The sequence below is a fragment of the Streptomyces sp. P17 genome (genome assembly GCF_032436805.1).
GTDB lineage: Bacteria > Actinomycetota > Actinomycetes > Streptomycetales > Streptomycetaceae > Streptomyces.
On the sequence record NZ_JAVRBF010000333.1, the window covers coordinates 1 to 450 of the forward strand.

Annotated in this window: 1 protein-coding gene; it reads right to left on the minus strand. The window is 62.7% G+C overall.

Annotated features, from left to right (window positions below; translation table 11 throughout):
- Positions 1–89: 89 nt before the first annotated feature.
- Positions 90–450: hypothetical protein (locus RMT89_RS41145; RefSeq protein ID WP_315888866.1), on the minus strand; the 361-nt coding region annotated here is incomplete at its 5' end.

Sequence of the window (450 nt, forward strand, 5' to 3'; positions counted from 1 at the left end):
GATGTCCTGCCTGTCGCGGTCTCTGCTCGCGACGCTGCACGTGCTGCCGCTACCGATGCGGCTTCGGCTCTGGCTTGGGCGAAGACCTCCTACCAGCAGGGAGCGGCAGCACGTGCAGCGTCGCGAGCAGAGACCGCGACAGGCAGGACATCGCGCTTGATTTCGTTCGCCATCTGGTACCCGGTGATCGCCCACGCTTTGGCAAGCCGAGCATCCTCTCCGATGGTCCTCAACACAGCATCTTGAGCGCCGAGCTTGGACATGATGCTCGCCGTTGAGCTGTTGTTGGCCGCCACCAACATCCCCAGCGTCCGAGTCATCGCATCAACCTTAACATCAATCGTGTTCATGTCAGCGGCGTAGACGGCCCGCATCGGTGCGGCGAACACGACACCGGCCACCATCAGAATCCCGCCCAACGTCGCTGCCACGGAACGCCAAGGACTTGGT